General features: G+C 69.9%; 17 protein-coding genes and 1 pseudogene. 9 read left to right on the top strand and 9 right to left on the bottom strand.

The annotated features are described in order from the left end of the window. Positions 1–194, top strand: a 194-nt coding sequence (locus G4D87_RS16085; RefSeq protein ID WP_163782953.1) for a DUF3037 domain-containing protein, incomplete at its 5' end; no start/stop codon positions are given. On the opposite strand, the gene G4D87_RS16090 is transcribed toward G4D87_RS16085, so the two are convergent. Together G4D87_RS16090 and G4D87_RS16095 are read right to left on the bottom strand one after the other, a co-directional pair. Then, a complete protein-coding gene (locus G4D87_RS16090) occupies positions 169–726 on the bottom strand; it encodes a hypothetical protein (protein ID WP_163782954.1) in 558 nt (185 codons plus the stop codon). The genes G4D87_RS16085 and G4D87_RS16090 overlap by 26 nt on opposite strands. A gap of 56 nt (positions 727–782) precedes the next feature. Beyond that, positions 783–1331 (bottom strand): hypothetical protein, encoded by a 549-nt coding sequence (locus tag G4D87_RS16095; RefSeq protein ID WP_163782955.1) that lies wholly within the window; start codon positions 1329–1331, stop codon positions 783–785. A gap of 292 nt (positions 1332–1623) precedes the next feature. Here G4D87_RS16095 and G4D87_RS16100 point away from each other — a divergent pair, with 292 nt between their 5' ends. Continuing rightward, a complete protein-coding gene (locus tag G4D87_RS16100; RefSeq protein WP_163782956.1) occupies positions 1624–2616 on the top strand; it encodes an endonuclease/exonuclease/phosphatase family protein in 993 nt (330 codons plus the stop codon). An 8-nt stretch (positions 2617–2624) separates the two neighbouring features. On the opposite strand, the gene G4D87_RS16105 is transcribed toward G4D87_RS16100, so the two are convergent. After that, positions 2625–3413, bottom strand: a complete 789-nt coding sequence (locus tag G4D87_RS16105) for a J domain-containing protein (protein ID WP_163782957.1) — start codon at positions 3411–3413, stop codon at positions 2625–2627. Between the two features lie 187 nt (positions 3414–3600). Between G4D87_RS16105 and G4D87_RS16110 the strand changes: the two genes are divergently transcribed. The 3 genes from G4D87_RS16110 (at position 3601) to G4D87_RS16120 (ending at position 8299) form a co-directional block, all read left to right on the top strand. After that, complete coding sequence (locus G4D87_RS16110; protein ID WP_205507604.1) at positions 3601–6234, top strand: M1 family aminopeptidase; 2634 nt, start codon at positions 3601–3603, stop codon at positions 6232–6234. A gap of 195 nt (positions 6235–6429) precedes the next feature. After that, positions 6430–7977, top strand: coding sequence for a PAS domain-containing sensor histidine kinase (locus G4D87_RS16115; protein WP_205507605.1), 1548 nt, complete (start codon positions 6430–6432; stop codon positions 7975–7977). Positions 7978–8131: 154 nt separating this feature from the next. After that, on the top strand, positions 8132–8299 hold the full coding sequence (locus G4D87_RS16120; protein ID WP_163782960.1) for a hypothetical protein: 168 nt from the start codon (positions 8132–8134) through the stop codon (positions 8297–8299). 14 nt (positions 8300–8313) lie between these two features. Here G4D87_RS16120 and G4D87_RS16125 read toward each other — a convergent pair whose 3' ends face one another. Further along, entirely contained in the window at positions 8314–8826 is a 513-nt protein-coding gene (locus G4D87_RS16125) for a TspO/MBR family protein (RefSeq protein WP_240358321.1), read from the bottom strand. A gap of 160 nt (positions 8827–8986) precedes the next feature. Between G4D87_RS16125 and G4D87_RS16130 the strand changes: the two genes are divergently transcribed. Next, positions 8987–9541 (top strand): DUF924 family protein, encoded by a 555-nt coding sequence (locus tag G4D87_RS16130; protein WP_163782961.1) that lies wholly within the window; start codon positions 8987–8989, stop codon positions 9539–9541. Positions 9542–9548: 7 nt separating this feature from the next. Here G4D87_RS16130 and G4D87_RS16135 read toward each other — a convergent pair whose 3' ends face one another. Together G4D87_RS16135 and G4D87_RS16140 are read right to left on the bottom strand one after the other, a co-directional pair. Then, complete coding sequence (locus G4D87_RS16135) at positions 9549–10322, bottom strand: ferritin-like domain-containing protein (protein WP_163782962.1); 774 nt, start codon at positions 10320–10322, stop codon at positions 9549–9551. Position 10323: 1 nt separating this feature from the next. Continuing rightward, positions 10324–11529 (bottom strand): hypothetical protein, encoded by a 1206-nt coding sequence (locus tag G4D87_RS16140; protein WP_163782963.1) that lies wholly within the window; start codon positions 11527–11529, stop codon positions 10324–10326. A 264-nt stretch (positions 11530–11793) separates the two neighbouring features. Here G4D87_RS16140 and G4D87_RS16145 point away from each other — a divergent pair, with 264 nt between their 5' ends. The 3 genes from G4D87_RS16145 to G4D87_RS16155 are packed head-to-tail and all read left to right on the top strand — an operon-like array spanning position 11794 to position 15721. After that, entirely contained in the window at positions 11794–14151 is a 2358-nt protein-coding gene (locus G4D87_RS16145; RefSeq protein ID WP_163782964.1) for a CHASE2 domain-containing protein, read from the top strand. A 26-nt stretch (positions 14152–14177) separates the two neighbouring features. Next, positions 14178–14756, top strand: a complete 579-nt coding sequence (locus G4D87_RS16150; protein WP_240358322.1) for an SH3 domain-containing protein — start codon at positions 14178–14180, stop codon at positions 14754–14756. Then, positions 14753–15721, top strand: a complete 969-nt coding sequence (locus G4D87_RS16155) for a M48 family metalloprotease (RefSeq protein WP_163782966.1) — start codon at positions 14753–14755, stop codon at positions 15719–15721. Before G4D87_RS16150 ends, G4D87_RS16155 begins: the two co-directional genes overlap by 4 nt. A 10-nt stretch (positions 15722–15731) precedes the next feature. Here the strand turns inward: G4D87_RS16155 and G4D87_RS16160 are convergent, their stop codons facing one another. The 3 genes and pseudogenes from G4D87_RS16160 to G4D87_RS16170 form a co-directional block, all read right to left on the bottom strand. Continuing rightward, positions 15732–16994 (bottom strand): extensin-like protein, encoded by a 1263-nt coding sequence (locus G4D87_RS16160; RefSeq protein WP_163782967.1) that lies wholly within the window; start codon positions 16992–16994, stop codon positions 15732–15734. Between the two features lie 5 nt (positions 16995–16999). Next, on the bottom strand, positions 17000–17959 hold the full coding sequence (locus G4D87_RS16165) for a ParA family protein (RefSeq protein ID WP_163782968.1): 960 nt from the start codon (positions 17957–17959) through the stop codon (positions 17000–17002). 40 nt (positions 17960–17999) lie between these two features. Beyond that, a pseudogene (locus tag G4D87_RS16170) lies at positions 18000–18324 on the bottom strand (HEAT repeat domain-containing protein); the annotation flags it as partial.

Here is an 18324-nt window from a genome sequence, read left to right on the forward strand (position 1 = left end):
GGAAGGGCTCGGGGCCCATTGGCCGGCTGTCCCAGAAGGAGCGCTGGCACTGGGTGGTGGCGCCGCGCAGCACCATCATCCAGACGGGGCCGGTGCACTCCGGGCTGTGCACCGAGCCCCAGGCGGCGCTGGAGCACCTGCTGGACACGGTGGTGCGGCTGAAGCGCGCTACTCCGTCACCCGGCGGCCGGTGAAGCGGACGGCGGAGGCGCAGCCGGAGGCCACCGTGGAGCCGGTGACGGGGTCTCGCTCGACGTGTTCGTTGCGGACCCAGAGGGTGCCCTGGATGGTGTCTTCCAGCTTCTTGGTGTCGATGGCGATGCGGAACGCGTGCTCGTTGCCCAGGGCGGACAGCTCGTGCTCCTCCTCCAGGCGCGTCTGGATGTGGAGGAAGTGGTAGCCGCCGTCCGCGCCCACCGAGCCCATGAGGACGTCCGGCGCGCCATCGCCGTTGATGACGTAGGCGTTGTTCGGCGTCTGGAAGTCGATGTCGGGGACCTCGAGGAACATCGAGTCCAGCTCACCCTTCCGGATGGTCCACCGCTGCTGCGCCTCGAGGCCCACCGCGGGCCCCTGGGCCGGTTGGACGTACTCGGAGCACTCCGTGGGCACGTTGGCCAGCGTCTCCGTGTCCAGCGTCACGTCGTAGAGGTACGTGTCGTCCTCGCCACATCCCGTGAGCGCCACCACCACGGCGGCCATGGCGCTCCACTGGTCTCCACGCATCGGTCTCCGCTCCTTCCGTCACAGGGCTCGCGCCACTGTGGCACGAGCGGAGGAGCCTACTCCGTCACGCGCTTGCCCGTGAACGGGATGGTGATGGCGCACTGAGGACTCGTATTCCATGCTCGAAACTTGAGCATGCTTCGAACCCACATGAATCCCTGAATGGTGTCATCCAGGGTCTTGGTCTCGATGACGATGGTGAAAGCCTGATCTGTCCCCGGGTGCCCCATCATGTCGAAGCCTTCCGTGAGGTAGACGAATTGAAATCCCCCACCTGCGGCAGCCGCCCCGGGAATGACGTCTGGCGCGTCATCCTGACGGTCGATGACAAACGACCCGATACCCCGGGTGGAGATTTCGACATCGGGAATCTCCAGCGACATCGATTCCACTTCCCCTTCGCCTCGCTGAAAACGCCACCGCTGCTGCGCCTCCAGTCCTTCAACAGTCCGCTCTTCCGGGACGGCCTGCCTGAAGCATTCAATCGGGACGTTGCTCAGGGCCGCTTCATCCAGCGTCACGTCGTAGACGTACGTGTTGTCCTCGCCGCACCCCATGAGCCCCACCATGGATGCGATTGCCACTCCCCACGTGTATCCCCGCATGAACAGCCCTCCTTCGGTTACACCGCTGATGACCCGGCACAGGTCGCCGAGCGCCGTCCCCCCTCGTGGGCCCGGAGCCTTCAGTAGAAAACCACAAAGCGGCTGGAATCTGGCTCCAGTCGTTGCCAGGTGAGGTGCATCTCGGCGCCGCGTCCTCGTTTCCCCGCACGAACAGTACGGCCGGGCAGGCAGGCCCCCGAAGTGTCGGCCGCCTGACGCCGCCCCGAGCCAGAGCGCTTGGCGGTTAGTAGTTTCGTCCCAAGGCCCACCGGAGGGAGCCTTCACGCTGCCCATGAGTCCATCCCCGCTGCGAATCGTCACCTACAACGTCCGCTACTTCGGCCACATGCTCCGCGGCCTGGCGAGCACCGTGGGCCCGAAGCGACGGGTCGCCGCGGCGTTGGCGTCACTGGACCCGCTGCCAGATATCGTCTGCCTGCAGGAGGTGGAGACGTCCTCGCTGCGCAGCAACATCGTCGACCGGCCCAAGCAGCCGGGCGAGACGCAGCTCACCGCCTTCATGGGCCGGATGGTGGAGACGTTCGACATGTTGGGACGGGAGATGCCCTACGAGGCCTTCTACTTCCGCGCCCACCACTACAAGCTCGGCGAGGTGTCCCTCTACACCACCGGCCTGGCGGTGCTGGTGAACACGCGCAAGCTGGAGGTGGCCACGCACAACGTGGACGCGCCCCAGGCCATCACCCACCACCACGTCCAGCGGCTCAAGGACCGGAAGCAGAGCCGCATCTGCGCGCACATGCGCCTGCTGCGCCGCGAGGACGGGCACCCCTTCCACATCTTCAACACCCACCTCAGCCTGCCCACGCCCTTCGCCCGTGAGTTCTGGGCCACGCGCGACAAGATGGGCTGCGGCGTCAACCAACTCCACGAGGCCCGCAAGCTGACGGACTTCATGCACGGGCTCACCGGTGACGAGCCCTCCATCGTGTGCGGCGACTTCAACTCACCGCCCGCGTCGCCCGTGTATCGCTACCTCACCACCGACGGCCGGCTCACCTGCGCACAGGCCGCCGTGGGGCAGATTGACCCGAACGTGTCGCGCGGCTTTCCCACCGCCGGCTTCATGCACATGCGGATGCACCTGGACCACGTGTTCTCCGGCGCCGGCGTGCGCTGGCTCGACACGCAGGAGACGTCGCCTTTCGGGGACCTCCACAGCCGCTTCCACGGGCTGTCCGACCACATGCCCATCGTCGCGCGCTTCGCCTTGGAGAGCGGCAGGACGCTCATCACACCCCCGCCGGGCTCGATGCCGCTGTAGTGGCGGGCTCACGTCCCTTCGGACAGTGCCCGCTCCACCTCGGCCCACGCGTCCAGGAGCTCTCGCGTGCGCAGCTCGGCGAGCGCGTGGAACTCCGGCGCCAGGTGCGCCACCTTGTCCGGGTGGTACTGCACCACGAGCGCCCGGAAGGCCTTGCGCGCCTCATCCAGGGGCGTCCCGGGCACGAGGCCCAGCACCGTCCACGGGTCCTTCTTCGGTGGCTCGGGCGGAGGCGCGCGCGTCCCTCGAGGCGGCGTGGTCTCATCGTCCCAGGCGGTCCGCTCCCGTGGGCCCGTGGCGCGGGCGTTCGTGCCGCTGGCGGGCCTGGGCGGTGAGCGGGGCGCGGGCTCCGCGCGGCGACGTCCCGGCCGCTGGGCCGGGTCCGGTGGGGGCACGCGCGCGGTGAGCCTGCTCAGGGCCTCTTGCAGGAACCAGAGGTCCTCGAAGGGCGTGCCCTGCTTGCGCACCACCGCCGCCGGACGGGCGTCCCGCAGCAGCAGGTAGCCCGTGGCCGCCGCGTACGCGTCATCCCGGCTGTCGGGGTGGAGCCGGTCCCCCAGGTCTCCCAGCGGGTCTCTCCACATGCCATCCGTGGTGCCCTCGTCGGCCACCAGCACCTGCGACAGCACGTCACCGTGGAGCCGCTCCAGCGTGGCGAAGGGCTCGCGCCCCTCCGGAGGACGCATGGCCGCGCCGTGCCGGACCCCTGTCACCAGCAACAGCCCACGGGTCGAATCCACCCGGGAGAAGAGCTGCTCACGCACCTGCCTGTCGGAGAAGAAGAGGACCCACTGCACGGTGGCCAGAGCCTACCCGGTCAACGCCGTCCCGCGTGGGTTCAGGTGCATGTCGTGAACGCCCCAGTGGGGCGGAGCGCGGCCCTGGCGTCATCTTCATGACTTCGTCGATACACGACGCTCGTCGGCCCCCCGGTGCACTCCTCCTCGACGGTGGCGCGGGCTTGCGGAAGAGTCCCCGGTGCCCATGCGCTGCTGCCACCGTCACGCCTCCGAGTCCATCCCCTCCGGCCCCCGCCCGTTCTCCCTCCCTGGCGCCACCGAGCACTACGCCGCCGAGCGGCCGGTTCGCGCCGAGCACGTCCGCATCGAGGTCGACCTCGACTTCGACGCCCACCGCATCAAGGGCCTGTGCACCACCCGCGTCTCCGCCGTCCGTCCCGTCCACACCGTCACCTTCGACGCGGTGGACCTCAACGTGTCGGACGTGCGGGTCGACGGCCGCGCCGCGCGCTTCTCCAACTCCGGCGCCCATGTCCGCGTGGAGCTGCCAGCGCCGCTCGCCGCCGGACAGGCCTGCGAGGTGGCCATCCGCTACACGGCCCAGCCTCGCCGTGGCCTCTACTTCTGGGCGCCGGACGCCGCCTATCCCCACCGTCTCCGTCAGGCCTGGACGCAGGGTCAGGACATCGACGCGCGTGCCTGGTTCCCCTGCCTGGACACGCCCGCCCAGAAGGCCACGTCCGAGGTCATCGCCACCTTCCCCGAGGCGATGACGTCCCTGTCCAACGGCACGTTGGAGAGCGACCGCGTCCACGACGGGCGCCGCACCCAGCACTACCGGATGGCGCAGCCGCACGCGCCGTACCTCGTCACGCTCGTGGTGGGTGAATTCGAGGAGGCCACCGACACCGCGGGCACGGTGCCCCTGCGCTACCTCTTCCCCAAGGGCCGCAAGGAGGACGCGCTGCGCTGCGTGCGCCGCACGCCGGAGATGGTGCGCGTCTTCCAGGAAGTCACCGGCGAGCCCTACCCCTGGAGCAGCTACGCCCAGGTCTTCGTCACCGAGTTCATCCTGGGCGGCATGGAGAACACCTCCGCCACCAGCCTCACCGACACCGTCCTCCACGACGCGCGCGCCCAGCCGGACTACAACGCCGAGCCGCTCATCTCCCACGAGCTGGCCCACCAGTGGTTCGGTGATTTGCTCACCTGCCGAGACTGGCCCCACGGCTGGCTCAACGAGGGCTTCGCCACCTGGTTCGAGTTGCTCTGGAAGGAGCGCGCCGACGGGCAGGACGAGGCCGACCAGCACCGGCTCGTGGATTTGGAGGCCTACCTGGCCGAGGTGCGTGAGCGCTATGCCCGTCCCATGGTCGCGCGGCGCTTCCACGCCCCCATGGATGTCTTCGACCGGCACCTCTACGAGAAGGGCGGGCTGGTCCTCCACGAGCTGCGCCGCCGCCTGGGTGACGACCTGTTCTTCAAGGGCCTGCGCCACTACGTCGCGCGACACCGCCACGGCTCCGTGGAGACGGTGGACCTGGCCCGCGCCTTCGAGGACGCCACCGGCCACAACCTGGACGCCTTCTTCGACCAGTACGTCTTCGCGCCCGGCCACCCCGAGCTGAAGGTCGACGTCCGCTATGACGCCGAGGAAGCACGGCTGCGCCTCCAGGTGCGCCAGACGCAGTCCACGGCGGACGGCGTGCCCCTCTTCCGGCTGCCGCTGGAGGTGGCGCTCACCGTGGACGGCCGCGACACCGTCCATCGGCTGGAGGTGACGGACGCGGAGCACGCGTTCCACCTGCCCTGCGCCAGCGCGCCCTCGCAGGTGCGGGTGGACCCTCGGCGCGGGGTGCTCGGCACGCTGGCGGTGGACAAGTCCGCGGGCCTTTGGCTGGAGGAGCTGCGCGCCGCGCCGGAGATGCGCGCGCGCACCGAGGCCGCCGTGGCGCTGGGACGCGACGGCAGCCCCCGCGCAGTGGACGCGCTGGGCACGGCGCTGGCGGACGCGCGGCTGTTCTGGGGCACCCGCGCCGCGTGCGCGAAGTCCCTGGGCCGCATCCGCACCCCCGAGGCCCGCGCGCGCCTCCTGGCCGCGCTGTCCACCGAACATCCCCGCGTGCGCCGCGCCGTGGTGGCCGCGCTGGGCGAGTTCCGCCGCGACGCGGAGGTGGCAGCCCGCCTGCGCGCCCTGGTGAACGGCGGTGACGCCAGCTACTTCGTGGAGGCGGAGGCCGCCCGCAGCTATGGCCGCGTGCGCGCGCCGGACGCGTTGGGCGTCCTGGAGGCCGCGAGCACCCGGCCGTCGTACCAGGACGTCATCGCCGTGGGCGCGGTGGAGGGGCTCGCCGAGTCTCAGGACCCGGCGGCCTTCTCCGTGGTGCAGGCGCGCACCGCCTACGGCCACGCGGCGCCGCTGCGCCGCGCCGCCACGCTCGCGGTGGCGAAGCTGGCGGAGGTCGCGGGGCGAAAGCGCGAGGCCGTGGACCTGCTCGCGGAGCTGCTCCGCGACCCGCTCTTCCGCGTGCGCATGGGCGTCTTCGAGGCGGCGCGCAACCTGGGAGATTCGCGGCTGGTACCGGCGCTGGAGCAGACGCCGCTGCTGGACGCCGTCGCCCGGCGCGCGGCGCGGGAGACGGTGCGCTTCCTGCGCGAAGGTGAACCGCAGGCCCGCGAGGTGGCGTCGCTGCGCGAAGAGGTGGACCGCCTCAAGGAGGAGACGCGGGCCCTGCGCGAGCGGCTGGAAGGGCTCGCGCTGAAGCCACCCGAGCCGCCGCGGGGTGGCGCGAAGCCCGCGCGAAAGCAGGCCACGACGCGCGCGAAACCCGTCGCTCGCAAGGCCAGCGGCCGGACACGCAAGGCCACGCGTCGCTAGCCAGGGGCCCGCCCGCTCGCCTGCCCGTCGAACCTGGCGTCCGCACGCCGACCCCCGACGTGGGAGGCGCGGGCTGTGCCGCCAATGCCTACTTGTATAGAAAGGGACACGCCCTCCGCATTCCGCGTCGAGGCGTTTCGAGCGCCCATGTCCCGGGACGCTGGCACGACGGCCAGCGCGTTTCCGAGGGAGAGCATGGCCTCAGGCATCGACGAGCTCAGCGCGTGGCTGGAGGCCGCCGTGGACCCCTTCGTGGCCTGCGACGCCGGTGAGCACATCCGATTCCTCAACGCCGCCGCGGAGCGCCTGCTGGGGTGGACGCGGGATGAGCTCATCGGCCAGCCGGCATCCCGGCTCTTTCCCCAGCGGCTGCACCACCATGAAGGCGAGAGCCTGCTGCGCCACCTGCTCTCCCGGCGGACCGCGCTCGGAGGTCGAGCGACCCGGGTGCTCGCGCGTCGCAAGGACGGCGCCGAAATCATGGTGGAGCTGACGGTGGGCGCCTCCGGCAAGGGCCGCGATGAGCACATCGCCCTCACCTTCCGCCGCCTGCATGAGGTCGTCGACATCCTGGCCGAGCCCGTGGAGCGCGCGCTGCACGGACGCGAGTCGGAGAGCGTTCCCGGCGACGCGCTCTTCCGCACCGTCGTGGAGAACGCGCCCCTGGGCATCATCTACTTCGACCGGAGCGCCGTCGTCATCGCGTGCAACGAGCTGTTCGTGAGCATCATCGGCTCGCCCAAGCGCCTGTTGGTGGGCCTCAACATGCTGTCGCTCCGGGATGAGCGCATCCTCCACTGCGTCCGGGAGACGCTGGCGGGACATACCTGCGACTACGAAGGCGAGTACCGCGCCATCACCTCCGGCAAGAAGACGCCGGTCCACGTCCGCTTCGCCCCGTGCTTCAACGCGGCCGGACAGGTGGAGGGCGGCATTGGCATCGTCGAGGACATCACCGAGCGCCGCCGCGCGGACAGCGAGCGTGAGCGCCTGTACCGCGAGGCCCAGGAAGCCATCCGCGTGCGCGACGACTTCCTGTCCATCGCCTCGCACGAGCTGAAGACGCCCCTCACCCCGCTGAGCCTCCGGCTGGCCACGCTGGAGCGCCGACTGGCGCGCGGCGAGCGCGTGGAGCCCTCCACCCTGCGCCAGGCGCGCCACCACCTCTTGCGCATCACCAGCCTCATCAACGACTTGCTGGATGCCTCACGCATCGAGGCGGGGCGGCTGGCTCTGCACCGGGAGGCCACCCGGCTGGAAGGCCTGGTGGAGCACGTCCTCCATGCGCTCGAGCCCCAGCGCGGCGACCACACCGTGCGGTTCGATGCGCCCGAGCAGCCCGTGCAGGTGAACGTGGACCCCTTCCGGATGGAGCAGGTGCTCGCCAACCTGGTGGAGAACGCGTTCAAGTACAGCCCGAATGGAGGCACCGTCCGCGTGAGCCTGCGCCAGCGCGGCGGGCTGGCGCTCCTGTCCGTCTCCGACGAAGGCATCGGCATCCCCGAGGACCAGCAGAAGCTGCTCTTCGACCGGTACTTCCGGGCGCGCAACGCCTCCGCCCGCTCCTTCGGCGGCCTGGGGCTGGGGCTCTACATCAGCCGGGACATCGTCGAGCGTCACGGTGGGCGCATCTGGGTGGAGAGCGAGCCGGGCCATGGCTCCACCTTCCACGTCGCCCTGCCGTTGATGGCGGGCACCCCCGCGCAGCCGGACGTCGAGGAACCCGGACAGCTCATCCACTGAAACTCCGCCACCCCGCCTTCCGCAAAAATGACAGGTGTGGGTGTCTTCCATTGGCCAGCAGGCCAGGGGAAGCGCCTGGATTCGCACGCTTTCAGCGCTGGCATGGCGGCTGCTCTAGCGAAAGGCGGAGGATGGACTTCGAGGGAGGCTGACCATGATGACCGACACGCCTGCTTGGACTCGTGACAATGAAGGCTGGCTCGTCCGCGTGAAGGTGGGCGGACGCATCCAGGAGGTGCGCTGCACCACGGAGAGCCAGGCCCGCTACTTCGCCACCGTGCTGGCGATGAACCCGCCCATGCCGTCGAAGCTGCGCAACTAGGGCGGGTCCGGGGTTCAGGGATTGAGGCGGACGATTTCGGCGTTGAGCACGTTGGCGAAGCCCACCCAGCCCAGGTACGGCATCACCATCCAGGCCGCGGGGCGGTCCACGTCCTTGGTGACGGCGACATACGCCGTCACGCTGCCCAGCAGCGCCAGGTTGTCCGCCAGGGCGCGGCGAGGCTGATGCCTGCCGAAGAAGAGCCAGGACCAGGCGGCGTTGCATCCCAGCTGGATGCCCCACCAGCCCAGGGCCTGGGAGCGGGCCGCGCCCGCGGGCGCCGTCCAGACACGCCAACCCGACAGGGCGATGAGGCCATACAGCACCGTCCACACCGGGCCGAAGACCTTCGGTGGCGGCTGGAACCCGGGCTTGCGCAGACGCCGGTACCAGCGCGTGTCCGCCGAGCTGACGCGAGCGCCCAGGGCCGCCGCGCCGAACGTCAGGGCGCCGAAGATGCCCAGCGCCACCACGGACTCCTTGCGCAGCGTGGGGTTGAGCGCCGTGCGCAGCACCGGGTCAGGCATGCTTCGTGTCGTCGGCTCCAGCGTCCAGTCCATCCGCGTCCTCCCTTGGCGGAGCACCCGCCAGTGTCGGATGGAAGGTGGTACCGGAGGCCCCTGGCCGCCACCCCGGCTGGCGCCGGTGTACAAGGCGGATTCCCCCTTGTTGACGAAGAGGCGTCTCATGGCGAGCGCAGAGGAAATCCTGGGCTTCTGGTTCGGGCAGCCACGCGAGCGGTGGTTCCTGCGAGACGAAGACTTCGATGATGAATGCCGGCGCCGCTTCCTGCCCGCCGTCGAGCGCGCCGCCGAGGGCGACCTGGACGACTGGCGGAACGAGCCTCGCAGCTGCGTGGCCCTGCTCCTGCTGTTGGACCAGTTCCCGCGCAATCTCTTCCGCGGCACGCCCAAGGCCTTCGCTTCGGACGCGCGAGCGCGCGAGGTGGCCCGGCACGGATTGGCGCGCGGCCTGGACATGTCCCTGCCGCCGCTGTGGCGGTGGTTCATGTATCTGCCCTTCGAGCACAGCGAGTCCGTCAACGACCAGCGGCTGTCCGTGGCCCTCTTCGAGGTGCTCGCGCTGTACCACGCGGACAGCCAGGAAGCGCTCGACTACGCCCGGCAGCACCGGGACATCATCCAGCGCTTCGGCCGCTTCCCGCATCGCAACGTGACGCTGGGCCGGCCGACGACTCCGGAGGAATCCGTCTTCCTCCAGGAGCCGGGCTCGGCGTTCTGAGCGTGGGTCACACCCGCGGCTGCGTGCCCGCGCGCTTCTCACCGGCAGGCGCCCCGCGCGCCTCCTCGCTCACGCCCGCGGCCAGCCAGCCACGCACCCAGAGGAGGTGCTGCCCCTCCGAATCCAGCGCGAGCTGGAAGCGGTCCGCCAGCGTGTCATGGCCCAGGTCGCGGGCCAGCTCGATGAGCATCTCCCAGCAGGCGTTGTCCGTCAGCTCCGCCACCAGCAGCGCTTCCAGGGACTGGCGCAGGTTGGCTCGCGGGTCCGCGATGAGCATCGGGAGCCCCTGGGACACCACCGCCGTGACTTCCGCGCTGGGCGTCACCGCCGTGGGGTCCGCGCCCAGGGACTTCAGGGCCTCGGTGAGCATGAGGAAGTGGGACAGCTCGTCGTTGTAGATTTTCTCCAGGCCCTCACGCGTGGGCCCGCCTTCCCAGCCGCCGTAGACGTCGAACTTGGCGAGCGCGCCTTCATAGAGCCGGGTGCCGCTGCGCTCGAAGGCCAGCCGCTCTCCCAGCTTGTCGATGAAGACGGTGGGCTTGGAGCCCTTGAGCGCATCCACCGCCGTCTTCGCCACGCCCTTGAGGCTGGCCGGCGGAGGCACGCTGCCCAGGCCTTCGGATTCCCGCGCGTAGAGTTGCCGGACCTGGAGGAGGAGCGAGCCGTCTCCCAGGTGGCTGGGCTGGTGCTTCTCCGCCTCCTGGATGATGTCCGCGCTGTCGATGGGCGAGGTGGCCACGCCCGTCCGGTTGCGCCCCATGTCGCTGGTGGTCGTCTTCATGTCAGTGAACCTTCTTTCCCTCGAACGTGGAGCCCATGCGCGGCGTGCGCGCGGCGAGCTCCGTGCCCGGAATCCATTTGTAGCCAGCGGCCACTGTCTCGGACGGTGAGCCGTCGGAGTTGAGCTGGTCGCGCCAGATGTACGAGCGGTGGTCGCGTGGCAGGTCCGCCATCCGCACGTAGTCCTGCCCGTTGGAGGCCATGTCCTCCTCCTGATTCAGTGTCTTGCGAACGAAGTCGCGGTGTTCCTTGAAGCCGATGGGCTCCGGCAGCGTGCTGGGGAGCACCTCCGCCGCGTCACGCTTCTCCACGCGCTGGAAGATTTCCTTCACGTAGTGGAGCTGGCCCAGCTCGTAGTCCAGGAAGCGCTGCCATATCTCCTTGATGCGCGGGTTCTTCTCGAAGGCCACGCACGAGTAGAAGTTGTAGACCTCCATGGCCTCGTGCAGCAGCCACCGCTCCAGCATGGACTCGCCCGGGTCCAGCAGCGACTCGTACATGGAGGTGTGCTGCTCCTCGATGGAGGCAATCTCCGCGTAGAGCTGCCGCGCCACCGGGTCACTGAAGAAGGGGCCCACCGTCATGTAGTAGTCGTGCGTCTGATTCTCCGACGCGGTGATGCTCATCGCGTGGAGCTTCGTCAGCGGGTGGGCCGTGCGCTTGTCGTAGGGGCGGCGCAGGTCATCCACCGGATGGCGATGCTCCACCGAGGTGGGCCGTCCGGGGATGATGTCCGTGTACGACTGGGTGATGGTGTTGGGGTCCTTCCCCTCCAGCCGGTCGTAGAGCGCGGAGTAGCGATACAGGTGGTCGAAGTCCTCGAGCAGACCGAACCGATACGTCTGGGCCAGGTAGGGGTCCGGCTCGCGCAGGGCCACGCTGGCCGTCACCTCGATGGCCACCTGCTCAAAGCCCAGGGTGGTCTCCAGCGGCGTCTGGTCAGGAGGGTTGAGCCAGTTGATGAGCGTCTGTTCGTACTGCTCCAGCCGGCGAATCATCGCCAGCGGCTCCCGCAGCTCGCGATTCATGCGCGCGAAGGCATGCTTGGTCCGCAGTGCGTCCGCCATGATGCCGTTCATGTAGATGACGCACACGCGGGTGAAGGCGTCGTCATCCAGCTTGCTGTAGGGGCGCCGGACCAGGTCCTTCCAGGTGAAGACCTGCTTGTCGAGCGGGACGCCTTTTTCTTGGAGGATATCCAGGGCCACGTCTGACTCCTTGGTTGCGAAAATCCGTGTCGAACCGAGTGCAAAGGTCCGGACGGCACCGACAGGTGGCAAACGGTCCACGGGTTTTCGGAAGGGTGACGTCAGAGGCTCCAACGGCCCGTCTGGATGCCTGCCACGGACGCTGTTTGAAAACTCAGGTTTCACCGTGAATGCACGGATGAGACACCGAAAGACGCAAGGTGACTGCCTTCTCCCCCGCCGCTGGGGTAGTGTTCACTCCAGCACGCTTCGCAAGAGGGGGACGTGGCAGGCGAGCGCTGGAAGACGGTCCGTTCACGGTGGCAGAACCACTGGCGGCTGATGCTGGGCGTGGCGGTGCTGGCCACCACGCTGGCCGCCGTCTGCCTTCACTTCGACGCGAAGCTGGGCGGCCTGCTGGAGGAAGCGGAGCGCTCCGCCTACGACACCGTCGTCACGCGCTTCACCGAGCGGCGCGAGGTGTCATCCCAGGTGGTGCTGGTCACCATCGACCAGCCGAGCCTGGAGCGCATCCGCGCCAACGAGCAATACGCGCTCAACTTCGGGAGCTGGCCCTACAGCCGCAACCTCTGGGCGCGCGTGGTGGAGCAACTGGAAGCCGAGGGTGCCCGGGCCATCGTGTTCGACGCCGTCATGGACGAGCGCGGCACCGACGAGTCCATGGACCTGACCTTCGCGCAGGTGCTCCAAGAGACGTCCACACCGTTCTACCTGGGGGTCTCCACCCACGCGAACGCGCCGCTGCTGCCCCCCGCGGACTTCGGAGCGGCGGTGGTGGAGGTGGACACCCCCATCCAGGCGGCGGACGCCTTCCCGGAGGAAGCCGGCGCGGAGACGTTCGAGGACGGCGCTCCGGAGGCGGTCCTCCCCGCTGTTGCCCCCGAGCAACTGGCCCGGGCCCTCGCGTTTCCGGTGCGCGCGAACGGCCGGACGCTGCCCGCGCTGGATTACGCGACGTCCTCGGGGGAGCGGCTCCCCAGTCACCCGGTGCCGCCCATTCCCGTGCTGGTGGGCGCGGTGGATGGCTTCGGGTTGGTGGAGCCGGAGTCGGACGCCGACGGCTTCATGCGCCGCACGCGCTTCGTCTATTCGGATGGCCCCAATGCCTTCGCGACGCTGCCCGTGCGCGTGGCGGCGGACCTGCTGGGCGCCAGCGCCATCGAGTTCGCCGGGCGCACGCTGCGGCTGGGCTCGCGCACCTACGCCGTGGACGCGGATGGCAGCGCGGGCATCGACTTCGGTGGGCAGCTGCATGACCGCTTCACGAGCGTCCCGCTCATCTCCGTGCTCGACGCGTGGGTGCACCGGGGCCAGGGCCAGCCCACGGGGCTGCCGCCGGACGTCTTTCGCGGCAAGGTGGTCGTCATCGGCGGCAACGCGGTGGGGCTCAACGACGTCAAGGCCACGTCCTTCTCGTCGCATGAGCCCGGCGTGGTGAAACAAGCGGCGGTGCTGGACACGCTCCTGGGCAACGGCCGCTTCATCACCCGCGCGCCGCTGGGGGTGAGCCTGGCGCTCGTCTTCGGAGTGGCCTTCGCGTCGGTGGTGCTGCTGATGACGACGCGCTGGACGCCGCTGGAGATTGCGTGGCCGCTGGGGCTCTACGCGGGCATGAGCTGGGTGACGGGCCCTGTCCTCGGACTGACGAACACCTACGTGCTCACCGCCCTGCCCGCGCTGGCGGGCGTGCTGGCCAGCGTCAGCGCGGTGGCCTTCAACCACCTGGTGGCCAACGAGGAGACGGCGTTCATCCGGCAGGCCTTCAGCCGCTTCATGGAGCCCAAGCTGGTGGAGCAGATGATTGCCCAGCGCGAGCTGCCTCGGCTGGATGGGGAGAATGTCGAAATCACCGCCTTCTTCAGCGACATCCGGGGCTTCTCCACCTTCAGCGAGCGCTTCAAGGACGACCCGCGCAACCTGGTGCGCCTGCTCAACACGTACCTGACGCGGGTGAGCGCGGCGCTGCTGAAGGAGGGTGGGTGCCTGGACAAGTACATCGGTGACGCCGTGGTGTGTCTCTTCGGCGCGCCGATGCGACAGGTGGACCACGCGCTGCGCGGCTGCAAGGGCGCGCTCGCGGCGAAGGCGGCGGTGGACCGGCTGCGCGACGAGTTCCGCGTCCAGGGGCTGCCGGACATGTACACGCGCATCGGCGTGAACACCGCGGTCAATTTCGTGGGCAACTTCGGCAGCGAGCAGCTCTTCAGCTACACCGCGATTGGCGACGGGATGAACCTGGCCGCGCGGCTGGAGGGCGCGAACAAGGCCTATGGCTCCGTCATCATGATTGGCCCGCGCACGTACGAACTGGCGCGCGAGCACATCGAGGTGCGGGAGCTGGACCGGGTGCGCGTGGCGGGCAAGACGGAGGCCGTCACCGTGTACGAGCTGCTCGCGCTCAAGGGCGGGCTGGACGCGCGCAAGCGGGAGACGGTGGCGCGCTACCACGCGGCGCTGGCGCTCTACCGCGCGGCGCGGTTCGAGGAAGCGGCAGCGGTGCTGGAAGCGCGCCGCGCGGAGGACCCGGAGGACGGGCCCACGCAGGCGCTGTTGGAGCGCTGTCAGCGATATGCGAAGGCGCCGCCGACGGACTTCGACGGCGTGGCGAACCTGGACAAATGAGCGGTGCGGAAAGGAGTCGGGGAGACATGGGGATGAAGACGCGGGTGGCGTGGACCGCCGCCCTGCTGGCGCTGGCGATTCCGGCGGGGGCGTCGGCCGTGAAGGTCGGCGAGCCGCTGTACGTGAAGGCGAAGAACACGCGCGTGCAGGCGAGCCCGTCCGGTTCGGTCAACGCCGTGGCGGTGCTCCAGCCCGGAGAGCAGGTGACGTGGGGCGGCGCGGACGCGAAGCACAAGCAGTGGCACAAGGTGACGACGTCCACCGGCAAGAAGGGCTTCGTGTTCCAGACGAACCTGTCCACCACGCCGCCCAACATGGAGCTGGTGACGCAGGGGAAGGGCACCCGGCAGGTGGACCCGAAGAAGTTCGTCGCCAGCGGCGCCGCGGTGAAGGCGCTCAGCCCCGGCGCGGAGCAGTACGGCAAGGACAAGGGCGGAGACCACGGCAAGGCCGTGCGGGACATCCAGGCGCTGGAGACGCTGGCGAAGTCCGTGTCCACGGCGGACATCGCCGCGCACGTGACAGCGGCGGGACTCTTCCCGGTGGTGGGCGCCAGCGACACGGTCGCGAAGGCCGGGAAGAACAAGCGGAGCGGCAAGCGATGATGCGAACGGGCTGGAAGGTGCTCGCGTTGGTGGGACTGGGCGCGATGACGGCGTCCTGCAAGGGCTTCAATGCGTCCTCGCTCACCCGGGGTGGGAACCTCCTGGGGAAGCTGAGCGCCGCGGCGGAGGACGCCAGGTCGTGCCAGAAGCTGCGCGCCGACCCCAGCGTGCAGGAGGAGTACGCCCTGGGCGGAGCGCTGGCCATCAACTTCGTGCGACGGGGCGACGGGCTGCTGCTGAGCGGCTCCAGCGACGCGCTGCACCGCTACATCAACGTCGTGGGGAAGAACCTGGCGGCGCAGTCCGCGCGGCCCACGCTCGAGTGGACCTTCGGCGTGCTCCAGGACGCGTCCCAGTTCAACGCGATGTCCGCGCCCGGTGGCTACGTCTTCGTCACCCGGAAGCTGCTCCAGGGGCTGGAGAACGAAGGCCAGCTGGCCGGCGTGCTGGCGCACGAAATCGCCCACGTCACGCTCAAGCACGCCATCCGCCAGTACGGCGACGCGAAGGTGAAGACGTGCGAGCTGGTCACCTACGGCGAGGCCGTGCTCTCCCCCACCGCGGTGAAGGTGCTCTCCGCGGGCCGCGATGGCGACGGGACCTTGGACTTGGACAAGGAGCCGGGCCTGCTGGGCCACCTGAGCGAGAAGACCATCGACCTCATCGACAAGGGCCACGCCAAGGAGCAGGAGCTGGAGGCGGACCGGGTCGCCGTCGAGCTGATGCTGTCCGCGGGCTACACGCCGGACGACTACCTCGCCCTGCTGGCCAAGACGAAGGACGGGGGCAGCACCTTCGCCAACCACCCGGGCAAGGACGAGCGCCGGCGCAACATCCTCGCGCACGTCCAGGCGCTGAAGCAGCCCGCCGGGACCTTCAGTGGACTGGCCACCGAGGGCCTCCGCTCGCCGCCGCTCAGCCCCGCCTTCGCCGCCGTGCGCGGGGCGGCGAAGCTCACGAAGTAGCCGGGCGGCTTCAGCGCACCGTGGCCTGACTCAGGGCCCGGTGCACCGACTCCAGGGCCTTGCGCGCCTCCAGCAGCTCGGCGCGCTCGGCGGTGAGCGAGGCCACCTGCTGGGCCAGCACGTCGCGCTCTCCCTGGAGCGCTTCCACCGCGCGGTGCAGCGACGTGGACTCGTCCTTGGCGAACTCCAGCTCACCGGCGAGCCGCTCCTCCTCGGCCAGGCTGTCCACCAGGGCCTGCTTGCCGCGGGCGACCTCTTCTTCCAGGGCCTCGCGCTCCTTGGCCGCGGCATGGAGCGCCTGCCGCGTCTCCTGGAGCGACAGCAGCGCCTCGTCGCGCTCGCCCTCCAGCGCGGACAGCTCGCGCTCCAGGTCGGCCAGCAGCTTCACCCGGCCCTCCATCTCCGAGGACAGGCGGCGCGCCTCGTCCATGCGCAGGCGGGCCTCCTCCGTGGCCTTCTCCGCCTGACGGCGCGACACCTCCAGGTCCTGCGTGAGGGAGAGGTTGAGCGCCTTCACCTTCACCAGCTCCGCCTGGAGGTGGGTGATGCGCTCCACGGCGCGCTGCCCCGCCTCCGCCACGGTGGCGGGCAGCGGCTCCGGGCGCGGATTCTCCCGCACCGCCTTGAGCCGGGCCTTCAGCCGCTCACGGCGGGCCGAGGAGTCCTGCCCGTCCTCGCGCGGCGGGGCCGGCCGCTGCACCTCCACCTCGGTGGGCGGCGCTTCGACACGGGCCACCGGCTCCGCGACGGTGGCGGTGACGTGCGGCATGGATACGGGAGCCGAGGCCTGCGTCATGGGGTGCGCCTCCGGAGGAGGACTGACGGCGTCGAAGTGCAGCGCCGGGGGCGGCGCGGCGAAGGTGACGGGCCCGGTGGACGGCTCGGTGTCGAGCAGCGCCTCGGCCTCCGGCGGAGCCCCGTACGTCACGGGCACGTCGGCGACCGCCTCGGGCTCCGGCGGGGGCTCCTCGTAGACGGGCGCTTCGTCCGGCTCGGGCGCGGCGTAGGCGACGGTGTCCTGCTCGGGCTCCTGCTCCGGCTCGCGCAGGGCGGCGTCCATGGCCTGGGCGGCGCTGGGGCGCGGGGTGCGGGCGCGTTCGATGCGGGCGCGCACCTCGGCGGAGAGGTCGGGGGCCTCGGCGACGGGCTCGGGTGCCGCTTCGGCCTCGGGCTCGGAAGGCGTGGGCTCGACGGGGTCGACGAGGCCCGTCAGCGCGCCCAGGCGGAGGCGCGGCTTGGCGCGGGACACGTTCTGTTCAAAGGCTTTCTTCATGGTTCTCAGCCGGCCTGCTGGGTGCCCTTCGTCTGGGCGGCGGCTGCCGCGGCCACCAGCCGGGGCAGGATGTTGTCAATCATGGCCTGGATGTCGTTGGCCCCCTTGGACGAGGGGTCCGCGACGAACACCGGCCGACCCTCGCTGGAGGCCTGCGCGAACTTGGTGCACTGCCGGATGATGGTGGGCAGCAGGAACTCCGGATAGTGCGTCTGGAGCGCCTCCAGCGCCTCCTTCGCCAGCTTGAAGGTGGCGTTGAAGGAGTTGACCACGATGAAGACGTGGTCGAGCACGTGGTTCAGGTCCTCCTCCAGGCTCTGCACCGTTTCGAACAGCAGCTTGAGGCCGTGGAAGGACAGGAAGTCCGCGAGCACGGGGACGAACAGGTCGTTCGCCGCCATCAGCGCGTTGAGGTTGAGCAGGCCGAAGGACGGCGGCGCGTCGAAGACGACGACGTCGTACTGGGCCTCCACGTCCTTGAGGGCGTTGCGCAGCTTGAACTCGCGGCCGGCCATGGGCATCAGCGCGAGGTCCACCGTGGACATGGTCAGGTTGGACGGGACGAAGTCCAGGTTGGGCAGCGTGGACTTCTGGATGACCTTGGACAACGGCGTCTTGCGGACGAGCACGTCCAGCAGCGTCTTCTCGAAGTCCTCGCCTTCGTAGCCCAGGCACTTGGTGGCGTGGCCCTGGCTGTCCAGGTCGATGAGGAGCACCGCGTAGCCCAGCTCCGCCAGGCGCCAGGCGTAGGACGTGGACAGCGACGTCTTGCCGGTGCCGCCCTTGAAGTTCAGGAAGAGCTGGCGGCGGTGGCCCAGCCGCGCCGGGAAACGGTCGAGCGTGGTGCGCAGGTCCCAGATGTCGTCCGGCGTGTAGGCGTCCTTCCGCGATTCCTCCGGAATCTGCTTCGGGGACACGCCGAGCATCTCGGCGACCTGCTTGGAGCTGTACGTCGGCGCTTCCATGGACGACCCTTCGAAAGACGTGCGGGACGGCTACCTTGCCTCAAGCGGCGAAGTATTTGTGCCCCCTTCGAATCACCGCTCCCCGGGCGGACAACAGGGTGAGCGCCTCCTGGGCGAGCTCCGCGGGCGCCGAGAGCGCGACCGCCAGCTCGACGAGCGAGCGGCCCCGGACGGCGACGCGGACTTCGGTCAGCATCTGCGTGCAGAGGGCTTCCACCGGCGATGCACTGGGGCGCGCGGGGGCCGCCGGGCGGGACGGCGCCGCGGCGGCAGCGGGAACACGCGGCGCGGGGGCGGCCTGCCCGGGCACCGCGCCCATGGCCACCAGGGCCTCCTGGACAGGGGACAGGCGAGCGGCTGGGGCG

The organism is Myxococcus vastator, from assembly GCF_010894475.1.
Classification (GTDB): domain Bacteria; phylum Myxococcota; class Myxococcia; order Myxococcales; family Myxococcaceae; genus Myxococcus; species Myxococcus vastator.

Excerpts from the sequence above, each read along its gene's own strand:
- G4D87_RS16090 (WP_163782954.1), bottom strand. The coding sequence starts at position 726 with ATGCGTGGAGACCAGTGGAGCGCCATGGCCGCCGTGGTGGTGGCGCTC.
- G4D87_RS16095 (WP_163782955.1), bottom strand. The coding sequence starts at position 1,331 with ATGCGGGGATACACGTGGGGAGTGGCAATCGCATCCATGGTGGGGCTC.
- G4D87_RS16100 (WP_163782956.1), top strand. The coding sequence starts at position 1,624 with ATGAGTCCATCCCCGCTGCGAATCGTCACCTACAACGTCCGCTACTTC.
- G4D87_RS16110 (WP_205507604.1), top strand. The coding sequence starts at position 3,601 with ATGCGCTGCTGCCACCGTCACGCCTCCGAGTCCATCCCCTCCGGCCCC.
- G4D87_RS16115 (WP_205507605.1), top strand. The coding sequence starts at position 6,430 with ATGGCCTCAGGCATCGACGAGCTCAGCGCGTGGCTGGAGGCCGCCGTG.
- G4D87_RS16120 (WP_163782960.1), top strand. The coding sequence starts at position 8,132 with ATGATGACCGACACGCCTGCTTGGACTCGTGACAATGAAGGCTGGCTC.
- G4D87_RS16125 (WP_240358321.1), bottom strand. The coding sequence starts at position 8,826 with ATGCCTGACCCGGTGCTGCGCACGGCGCTCAACCCCACGCTGCGCAAG.
- G4D87_RS16130 (WP_163782961.1), top strand. The coding sequence starts at position 8,987 with ATGGCGAGCGCAGAGGAAATCCTGGGCTTCTGGTTCGGGCAGCCACGC.
- G4D87_RS16135 (WP_163782962.1), bottom strand. The coding sequence starts at position 10,322 with ATGAAGACGACCACCAGCGACATGGGGCGCAACCGGACGGGCGTGGCC.
- G4D87_RS16150 (WP_240358322.1), top strand. The coding sequence starts at position 14,178 with ATGGGGATGAAGACGCGGGTGGCGTGGACCGCCGCCCTGCTGGCGCTG.
- G4D87_RS16155 (WP_163782966.1), top strand. The coding sequence starts at position 14,753 with ATGATGCGAACGGGCTGGAAGGTGCTCGCGTTGGTGGGACTGGGCGCG.
- G4D87_RS16160 (WP_163782967.1), bottom strand. The coding sequence starts at position 16,994 with ATGAAGAAAGCCTTTGAACAGAACGTGTCCCGCGCCAAGCCGCGCCTC.
- G4D87_RS16165 (WP_163782968.1), bottom strand. The coding sequence starts at position 17,959 with ATGGAAGCGCCGACGTACAGCTCCAAGCAGGTCGCCGAGATGCTCGGC.